9 protein-coding genes and 1 pseudogene are annotated in these 8,921 nt (G+C 71.8%); 3 read left to right on the top strand and 7 right to left on the bottom strand.

The genetic code is table 11. The features are described from left to right. Nucleotides 1-230: pseudogene (locus ACWEPL_RS64205) on the top strand (NADH-quinone oxidoreductase subunit NuoH); the annotation flags it as partial. Between the two features lie 51 nt (nt 231-281). Here the strand turns inward: ACWEPL_RS64205 and ACWEPL_RS64210 are convergent. The 3 genes from ACWEPL_RS64210 to ACWEPL_RS64220 form a co-directional block, all read right to left on the bottom strand. Further along, nucleotides 282-1,502, bottom strand: a complete 1,221-nt coding sequence (locus tag ACWEPL_RS64210; protein ID WP_452442784.1) for a cytochrome P450 — start codon at nt 1,500-1,502, stop codon at nt 282-284. Between the two features lie 111 nt (nt 1,503-1,613). Beyond that, the gene (locus ACWEPL_RS64215) at nt 1,614-2,390 is read right to left on the bottom strand and encodes a nucleotidyltransferase family protein (protein WP_452442786.1); all 777 of its coding nucleotides are present in this window, start codon (nt 2,388-2,390) and stop codon (nt 1,614-1,616) included. A gap of 42 nt (nt 2,391-2,432) precedes the next feature. Next, entirely contained in the window at nt 2,433-3,248 is an 816-nt protein-coding gene (locus ACWEPL_RS64220; protein ID WP_452442788.1) for a TIGR02452 family protein, read from the bottom strand. Nucleotides 3,249-3,442: 194 nt separating this feature from the next. Here ACWEPL_RS64220 and ACWEPL_RS64225 point away from each other — a divergent pair, with 194 nt between their 5' ends. After that, nucleotides 3,443-3,814: a DUF4345 family protein gene (locus ACWEPL_RS64225; RefSeq protein WP_363985133.1), complete on the top strand. Its 372-nt coding sequence runs from the start codon at nt 3,443-3,445 to the stop codon at nt 3,812-3,814. 9 nt (nt 3,815-3,823) lie between these two features. On the opposite strand, the gene ACWEPL_RS64230 is transcribed toward ACWEPL_RS64225, so the two are convergent. Beyond that, entirely contained in the window at nt 3,824-4,567 is a 744-nt protein-coding gene (locus tag ACWEPL_RS64230; RefSeq protein WP_452442790.1) for a helix-turn-helix domain-containing protein, read from the bottom strand. 50 nt (nt 4,568-4,617) lie between these two features. Here ACWEPL_RS64230 and ACWEPL_RS64235 point away from each other — a divergent pair, with 50 nt between their 5' ends. Continuing rightward, nucleotides 4,618-5,367, top strand: coding sequence for a LysE family translocator (locus ACWEPL_RS64235; protein ID WP_452442792.1), 750 nt, complete (start codon nt 4,618-4,620; stop codon nt 5,365-5,367). A 23-nt stretch (nt 5,368-5,390) separates the two neighbouring features. Here the strand turns inward: ACWEPL_RS64235 and ACWEPL_RS64240 are convergent, their stop codons facing one another. From ACWEPL_RS64240 to ACWEPL_RS64250, 3 genes are read right to left on the bottom strand one after another with little or no spacing between them, the layout of a single operon-like run. Then, nucleotides 5,391-6,026: an SRPBCC family protein gene (locus ACWEPL_RS64240; protein ID WP_452442794.1), complete on the bottom strand. Its 636-nt coding sequence runs from the start codon at nt 6,024-6,026 to the stop codon at nt 5,391-5,393. Next, entirely contained in the window at nt 6,023-6,520 is a 498-nt protein-coding gene (locus ACWEPL_RS64245) for a (2Fe-2S)-binding protein (protein WP_452442795.1), read from the bottom strand. Before ACWEPL_RS64245 ends, ACWEPL_RS64240 begins: the two co-directional genes overlap by 4 nt. Beyond that, a complete protein-coding gene (locus ACWEPL_RS64250; protein ID WP_452442797.1) occupies nt 6,517-8,856 on the bottom strand; it encodes a xanthine dehydrogenase family protein molybdopterin-binding subunit in 2,340 nt (779 codons plus the stop codon). Before ACWEPL_RS64250 ends, ACWEPL_RS64245 begins: the two co-directional genes overlap by 4 nt. Nucleotides 8,857-8,921 lie beyond the last annotated feature (65 nt).

An 8,921-nucleotide genomic window follows, 5' to 3' on the forward strand; every position in this document is an offset into this window, starting at 1 on the left:
TGATGCTCAACGAGGAGTCCCGGATGATCGCCCTCGTGGTCACCGGGATCATCGTGATCGGCGGGCTGGCCATCTGGATGCGGTTCGACACCGTCGGCCAGCGGCGCAAGGAGGCCCAGAAGGCCCAGGTCGAGGCCGAGTTCGAGGAACTGTCCGAAGAGCCGGCGGCAGGTGGCTTCCCGGTGCCGCCGCTGGACCTGCCGCACTACCACGGCGTCTCCCGGCCGTGAGCGCCCCGGAACCCCGCCCTCCCCGGGGGGCGGGCGGGCCGCCGGTCCTGATCAGCCGAAGCGCAGCGGCAGCGTGTCCGGGCCCTGGATCCCGAGGGGGCCCTGCCAGGCGACCGGCCCCGCGACGGAGGGCGGGCCCAGCCGGGCGGCGAGGATGGGCAGCGCCTCCCCGATCTCGACGCGGGCCAGAGCCGCGCCCAGGCAGTGGTGCGGGCCCGCGCCGAACTGCAGAGGGGGATTGTCCCTGACCGCCGTGATGTCGAATCGATCGGCGTTCTTGTGCGCACGCGGGTCGCGCTGGGCGATGCTCACGCACATCGTGAGGAACGTCTCGCGCGCGATGCGCAGTCCCTCGTAGTCGAAGTCCTCCGCGGCGAACCGGTAGATGGTGCCCGCCGAGGGAAGCCAGCGCATCACCTCTTCAACGGCCTGGGCCGCCAGCTCCGGCCGCTGCCCCAGCAGGGTCCACTGGTCGGGGTGCTCGGCGAAGACGACCATGGCGTTCGCGAGCTGGTAGCGGGTGTTGTCCTGGGCGCCGAACACGAGCGTGACCAGCAGGTTGCGCAGCTCGTCCCTGGTGACTCGGCCGTCGTCGGCCTGGTAGGCCGCGACCAGGGCGGAGCTGAGGTCGTCGGTGGGCCTGGCCGACTTCTCCTCGATGAGGAAGTCGGCGTAGTCGTTCAGGCCGCGTACCGCCGCTTCCACCCGGGTGACGACGTCGCCGCCGGTCGCGAGGCTGAAGACCAGGCCGATGTCCCTGGTCCAGGCTCCGAACACGTCGTAGTCCTCGGGCGGCACGCCGAGCAACCGGCACATGACCGTCAGCGGCAGCCGGGAGCCGAAGTCCTCGACGAACTCGCACGTCCCGGCCGACGCCAGGCCCTCGGTCAGCTGCTCGGCCTGCTCCCGGATGAACGGCCGCAGGCTCTCCACCGTGCGCGCGGTGAACGCCTTGCTCGTCAGGCGGCGCAGGCGGCGGTGGTCCTCTCCTTCGTGGTTGACGATCATCGGGACGAACCAGTCGTAGATCGGGCCGTCGAAGATCCCGTTCGTCTCCAGGTACCGCTTGCCGTTGTGGTCCAGCCTCCGGTCGCGCAGGAGGTCATTGGCCTGCTCATAGCGCAGGACGAGCAGGCCGATGGGGCTGGTCGCGTACCAGCTTTCCGCTTGGGCCGCGGAGACCTCGGGGGCGCCGAAGTCGAAAGCCGGATCCAGGACATCGAGGAACGGCACGTTCGGGGGAGTGGGTTCCTGGCCCACGGATGTCGACAACGTCATCCTCCCTGCAGAGATGGGCGTACGGTCCACACTCCCCGGCATCACGGCGAAAATGAAGTAACGCGCCACGCACTCTTTTGAGTCATGACCATCCGTCCGGAGCGATCAGGACGCCGTGTTCTTCTTACGGAAGGCGGCCAGTTCCTTGGCGGCCTCGTTCAGATCCTTGGCGGTGTCGATGGCCCGCCAGTACACCCCTTGCGGCAACTCATAACCCGCCAGGCGGCGCTGGCGGGCGAGGTACGGGAACGTGCTTCGCTCATGGTCGCCGACATCCGGGAGCATCGAGGCGAACTCGGCGGAGAAGACATAGACCCCGGCATTGATCGGATAGGGCGACGGCGGAGCCTCGACGAAGTCCAGGACGTTGCCGAAACGGTCGATGTCCACGGTCCCCCAAGGGAGCCGAGGGCGAGCCAGGGCGAGGGTAGCATGGGCGTCGCGCTCATGGTGGAAGTCCGCCATGGCGCGCAGGCTGAAGCGGGTCCAGATGTCGCCGTTGGTGGCGTACCAGGGCTCATCCGGTCGGGGCAGGGAGGCGGCGGCGAACTTCAGCCCGCCACCACGCCCGAGCGCTTCGGTCTCGATCACCGGGGTCACCTTGAGCGGCAGACTCGCCCCGCCCAGCCAGTCGAGCACGACCTCGGACAGGTAGCCGCAGGAGATGATGGCATCGGTCACTCCCTCCGTCGCCAGCCATTCCAGCTGGTGGCCGATGATGGGCAGGCCGGTGCCCGGGATCTCGATCATCGGCTTGGGATGGGTGTCGGTGTACGGGCGCAGGCGTGATCCCTTGCCACCGGCGAGGATCACGGCCTGGGTGACCGGCCGCGACACCAGCGGCGACTCACCGGCGGACGGGATGAGATCATCGAAGGTCATCCCCGCAATTTATACGCGGTCGAGTAACTTGCGCCGACACGCTCACCCGGCCCCGAAGCGTTCGGCGAACGCGGCCCGGTTGGCCGACTCCTCCGACCGGGCCCACACCGCGAACACCACCCGTTCGAACACCCCGCCCTCTGCCAGGTGGGCGTGGAAGGCCGCGGCGACCTCATGCGGGTCGTTGCGGAACACCCCGCACCCCCACGCCCCGAGCACGAGCTGCCGCGCGCCGTGGTGCGCGGCGACCGCCAGCACGCGTCCGGCACGCTCGTGCAGCGCGCGCCGGATCCGCGGCCCCGCGCCGGGCTCACGCCGCAACAGTTGCCCGGCGTTGGGCGCGGGCGAGGTCAGGAACGAGACCGGGTACGGCTCGCTCAGCAGCCGGCCACGGTCGTCGCGGTGCACCGGCACATCGGGAGACCAGATGACCCGGTGGCTGTAGAGCAGGTCGGAGGAGGCGCGGTGCGCGGCGTAGTAGTCGGGGGCGTTCAGCAGACACGGGTACAGCAGGCTCGCGCGGCACAGGTCCTCCTCCTGCGCCTTGGCCCCGCCGAGGTAGCCGCCTCCGGGGTTGCGGGCCGAGGCGAAGTTCAGCACGGCGATCCGTTCGGCGCCCGCCAGGTGCAGCCGCCGCGCGGCCTGCAGGCTGCCTTCCGCGGTGACCTCGAAAGACGTGCGGCGGCCCGCGGCGGTCGGCGCGGCGATCGGCTCGTCCGGCGGATGGCTCACCGTGCCGGCGATCGCCGCGGCCAGCGCGGGACCCACGGTGACGAGGGTGCCGTCCTCGGCGGTGTACCGGCCGTCGGCGGCGATCTGCTCGTTCACCGTCGCGACATGGCTCAATCTGTTGCCCACACGTCCGCATCGTAGATCGTGACCGCCGCCGCGATCGAACGATTTTGCGGCCCGGCCCGTCCGCGTGGGCGGCCCTGCACGCGGTCGAGTGCTGTCTCGTCCGGAACATGGCGGGTCGGTGAAAGCCGGGTGCGGTGCGCGAGCGGCAGGCTGTCCTGGCCAGGCAAGCTGATGTGACAAAGGGGAGCACTTTCATGTCGACTGTCGTGATCGCCGCCGCGGCGGTGTTCTTCCTCGGGATGGGCGTTTACGGCCTCCTCGCGCCTGCCGCGCTGATCAGGCCGTTCCGGATCGTGGCCGACTCGGCCGAGGCCCGGACCGAGGTCCGTGCCGTGTACGGAGGCTTCGGCGTGGCCGTCGCGGGCCTGCTGCTGGCCGCGGCGGCCGACGCGGGCGGGCTGCGGACGGGCGTGGTCGTGACCGTCGCCGGGTCCCTGCTGGGCATGGCCGCCGGCCGGCTGGTGGCGCGGTCGGTCGAGCGGCCGTCGGCGTTCTATCCCTCGTGGCTGTATTTCTGGGTGGAGGCCGTGGGCGGTGGCGCGCTGCTGGCAGCCATCGCCTGGTGAGCCGTCCCGTCACACCAGGGGATCCAGGCACCGGATCGTGAGCCGCCGGGAGAGCAGCGCGCTCGGGGGAAGGCCGAACATCGCGTGGAACGCGGTGCTGAAGTGGGAGGGGCTGGCGAAGTAGCCGTCGGCCGCGGCACGGGTGAGGTTCCCGCCCGCGGCCAGCGCACGACCGGCCCGGTGCATCTGCGCCCACAGCCGAAACCTCCGGTACGAGGTGCCCGTACGTTCCCTGAACAGCCGCAGGAAGCGTGACTCCGACAGTCCCAGCTCGGCGGCCAGCAGCGCGGCGGGCAAGGGCTCGTCCGCGCCGATCAGGCGGCGCATGGCGGCGGCGATCCGGGGGTCGGTGAACGACGGCGGCTCATGGCCGGTGGCCTCGTCCGCCCAGGCGGTGATCTGCCGGTCCGGGCTGTGCGCGGAGATGGCCGCCGCCCGGACCAGAAGGCCGGCCTCGGCTTCGTGCCCGGTCATCACGTCGCCGTCGCCGGCGGTGAACCTGGCCCGGCACGCCCGGTCCTCGGCCGAGCCCGGGTCGAGGTAGAGGAAGACCATGCGGTCGCCACCCGCCGTGAGCTGGTGCCGGACCCGTGGCGGGATGAGGGCGGTCCGCGCCCGCAGTTCGCCGCCGGGCGCGCGTCGTACGGCGAAGGGCGCGTCCACGCCGACGGCCACGCACGCCACCGCGCCGGAGTGCGGGCCCAGCCGCAGGGACGGCCCCGCGTACAGGGCGCGGCCGGGCCACAGCCACACCGCCGCCTCCCCGCCCACAGCTTCCCGGACCGGAGGCGACGGACAGGTCCGTGAAAGCGCTGACATCGACGTCTCCCGCAGGCTTGCCGGATTATGAGGGTTCATCGGAGGATACGGTGCGCTTGTTCACCCATCGGCATCGCGTTGTCCTGCGGCACAATCGTGTGATGACCGATCATTTGTTGCCATTCATCGGCCTGTGCCTGCTGATCACGATTACGCCCGGTCTCGATACTGCCGTGGTCGTCCGCAGCACGATGAAGTCCGGCCGGTCAGCGGGTATGCGTACCGCGCTCGGTTGTGCGGCGGGGCTCTTCGTGCACGCCACGCTGGTCGCCTTTGGTCTGGCGGAGCTGTTGTTGCGCAGCGAGGCGCTGTTCGCGCTCGTCAAGTTCACCGGTGCGGTGGTGCTGGTCGTCCTCGGCGCCCGCTCGCTGTGGGCGGCCTGGCGCATCGGCCCCGCGCACGGGGGCGTCGAACCGGCCCTCACCGAGCCCGAACGGCGCGGCACACCCTTCCTGCAGGGGCTCCTGACCAACCTCACGAATCCGAAGGCCACGCTGTTCTTCCTGGCCGCTCTCCCGCAGTTCGTGCCGGCCGGCTCGCCGGGCCAGGCCGTGCCGGTCGCTCTGGGACTGGCGATGATCGCTGTCGCCTTCAGCATGACCGGGCTGGGCCTGATCGCCCTGAGCGTGCACCGCGTTCGTCACCTGCTCCGCTCCCGGCGCGTCCGGCGCGTCCAGGAGGCGCTCCTCGGCGCCACCCTGATCGCGCTCGGAGTCCGGGTGGCCACCGAGTAACCCCCGGCCGTGCTCAGTGGCCGTCAGCCACGGCGCAACTCCTTGATCAGCTCGGCCTGCCGGCGGACCTCGCAGAGCAGCCAGCCCTGCACCAGCCCCGCCACGAAGGCGGCGGCGACCGGCGCGTACTTGATCACGCCCGGCGGCAGCAGCATCGCCAGACCGTCCAGCTCCCGCGTCGCGGGCCGGGCGGGAACCGGCGTGGCCGAGGGGGCCGGGGCGCCGATGAGGGTGGCGAGGTTCGCGGCGAACTGCTGCAGGAGCCGGCCGGACACGGTCGCGATGGCTCCCTTGCCGAACTGCACGATCTTCCCGCGGATCAGCAGGTCGGTGCGGACCCGCAGCAGCGACCCGGCCGGCGCCTCCGCCACGGTGAGGACGACCTCGGCCTCGGCGTCGCCGCCGCCGTGCGTGTCGGCGCCCCGCCCCTGCAGCCGCAGCAGCCGCCGCCCGGCGTCCACCTCCAGAAAGCGGACCGTGCCGGTGTACGCGGCGGTGACGGGGCCGACCTTGACGGTGACCCCACCCTGGTAGGCGTCGCCGTCGCGGCCGTCGAGCGCGGCGCCCGGCAGGCACGTCACGACCCGTTCCACGTCGCTGATCAGCGCGAAGACCTCGTCGGGCGGGGCGGGGACGGTGATCTCGTTGTCCAGGATCATCGCGCGTCTCCCCGGGCCTCGCGCCGTTCGCGGGCGCACCGTTCGATCGCGTCGACGATGCTCTGGTAGCCGGTGCACCGGCACAGGTTCGAGGACACCACCTCGCGGATCTCCTCTCGTGTCGCGTCGGGACGTTCGGCGAGGAATCCCTCGGCGAGCATCAGGAATCCGGGCGTGCAGAACCCGCATTGCAGCCCGTGGCAGGCCGAGAAGGCCCGCTGCAGGTCGTTCAGCTCGCCGTCGTGGGACAGCGACTCCACCGTGCGGATGTCCCGCCCCTCGGCCTGCGCGGCGAAGATCAGGCATGCGCGTACGGGGGCGCCGTCGATCAGGACCGTGCAGGCGCCGCAGACGCCGTGCTCGCAGCCGACGTGCGTGCCGGTCAGGCCGATGTGGTGGCGCAGCACGTCCACCAGCGTGTAGCGCGATTCGATCACCAGGTCGTCGTGGCGCCGGCCGTTCACGGTCAGGCTGATCAGCAGTTTCTCCGTCACGGGCACGCTCCGATCGCCCGCTGCACCGTCTCGGGCCTGATGGGGGTGTCGTCCAGCTCCACGCCGGTGGACCGCAGGGCGTCGTTGACCGCGTTGAGCACGGCCGCCGGGGCGCCGATGGTGCCGCCCTCGCCGGCGCCCTTCGCGCCGCTCTCGGTGAACGCGCACGGCGTCTGCAGGTGGTGGATCTCGATGTCCGGGATCTCGCAGGCGGTGGGCACCTTGTAGTCGATGAACGACGCGCACTCCGGCTCCCCCTGGGCGTCGTAGGTGACCCGCTCGTACAGCGCCCCGGCGATGCCCTGCGTGATGCCCCCGCGGCACTGGCCCTCGACGACCTGCGGGTTGATGGCCACGCCGCAGTCCTCCACGCAGACGTAGCGCAGGATCTCCACCTGGCCCGTGCCGGGGTGCAGCTCCACGACCACGCCGTGCGCGGCGTTGGAGAACGTGCCGTCGCCCTGCACGTCGAACGACGCGCTCGCGGTCAGTCCCGGCTCGGCGTCCTTCGGCAGCAGGTGCGCCTTCAGGTAGGCCACCTCGGCCAGCTCGCGGTAGGTCAGGGCGCGCCCGTGGTCGTCGCGCCGCCGCACGGACCCTTCGTGCAGCTCGACGTCGTCGCCGGTGGTGTCCAGCAGGTACGCGGCCAGGCGCAGCAGCCGGTCGCCCAGCGCGCTCGCCGCCCGGGCGACGGCGCTGCCGCCGATGGTGGCCGACCGGCTGGCGAACGTCCCGAACCCGTACGGGACCCGGTCGGTGTCACCCTGATGGATCTTGACCTGGGCGATGTCCAGCCGCAGCCGGTCGGCGACGATCTGGGCCATCGTGGTCTCGTGGCTCTGCCCGTGGCTCATCGTGCCGGTGGTCACGGTCACGGTGCCGCTCAGGTCCATCCGCGCCTCGGCCAGGTCGAAGCCGGGCACCACCGCCATCTTGCGCTTGGCGAACGCGGCGGAGCCGTAGCCGGTGCGCTCGTTGAAGCAGGAGTAGCCGATGCCGACATGGCGGTGCTCGGCGGCGGCGGCCTCCCGGCGCTCGTACCAGCCCTCGTCGCGCAGCAGCCGCTCGCAGAAGTCCAGCGACTCCAGGTAGGAGCCGGGGTCGTAGGTGACCTCGTTGACCCCGGTGTAGGGGAACTCGGTGATCAGGTTGCGCCGCCGCACCTCGACCGGGTCCAGGTCCAGCTCGCGGGCGGCCCGCTCCATCAGCCGCTCCATGACCATCACGATCTGGGGCCTGCTCACCCCTCGGTACGGCGCCGACGGCGCCTTGTTGGTGGCGACGGCCCGGGCGCGCACCCGGTAGGCGGGCACCCGGTAGACGCCGGGCAGCTCCGCCGAGGCCATCAGCGGCTCGATCCCGGCCGTGAACGGATAGCAGGAGTAGGCGCCCATGTCGCACACGATGCCGGCGTCCAGCGCGAGCATCCTGCCGTCCTCGTCGAACGCGGCGCGCACGTCGTAGTGCTGCTCGCGGGCCAGGAACGACGCGGTGAGCGCGTCGCGCCGGTCCTCGATCCACTTGACCGGGCGGCGCAGCCGCAGGGCCGCCGCGGCGGCGGCGAGCTCCTCCCGGCCGACGACGCACTTCAGCCCGAAGCCGCCGCCCATGTCGGGCGCGATGACGCGTACGGCTCGCTCGTCCAGGCCGAGACATTCGGCCAGCAGGGTGCGGACCAGGTGCGGCACCTGCGTGCAGGTGTGCACCACGAGCTGTTCCTCGCGCGGGTCCCAGCTCGCGACGGCGCCCCGGGTCTCCAGCGGCAGCGCGTTCTGCCGGGCGGAGTTCACCCGCACGTTCACCACCCGGTGCGCTCCCGCGAACACGGCGTCGATGCCCTCGGTGGCGAACATCGACACGTCCACCAGCGTGTTGGCCGTGGCGGCGGGGTGCAGGAGCGGCGCGCCGGGGGCGAGCGCCTGCTCGGCGGAGACCACCGGCCGGTCCGCCTCGTAGGTCACCCGGGCCGCCTCCACGCCGTCCTCCACGGCGTAGGGGTCGCCGGCGAGCACGACGGCGACCGGCTCGCCGACGTAGCGCACCCGGTCGCGGGCCAGCACCGGCATCGCCGTCGGCACGAACTCCGACGGCGGCCGGTCGAGGATCGCGGTGATGTCGCCCAGGTCGAGGTCGGCGGCGGTGAAGGCGGCCACCACGCCAGGCGTCGCCAGCGTCGCGGACAGGTCGACTCCGGTCACGGTGCCGTGGGCGACCGTGCTGCGGACGAACTGCGCGTGCAGCGTCCCGGGCACGTGGAGGTCGTCGACGAACCTTCCGTGACCGCTCAGCAGCCGTGGGTCCTCCAGGCGGGCGGCCGGCCTTCCGACCCAGCTCATCGCGTCATCGCCGCCTCGCAAGCCCGTTCGACCAGGGTCCGGGTGAGAACCCGGCGATATCCGGA

Source organism: Nonomuraea sp. NPDC004186 (assembly GCF_053603495.1).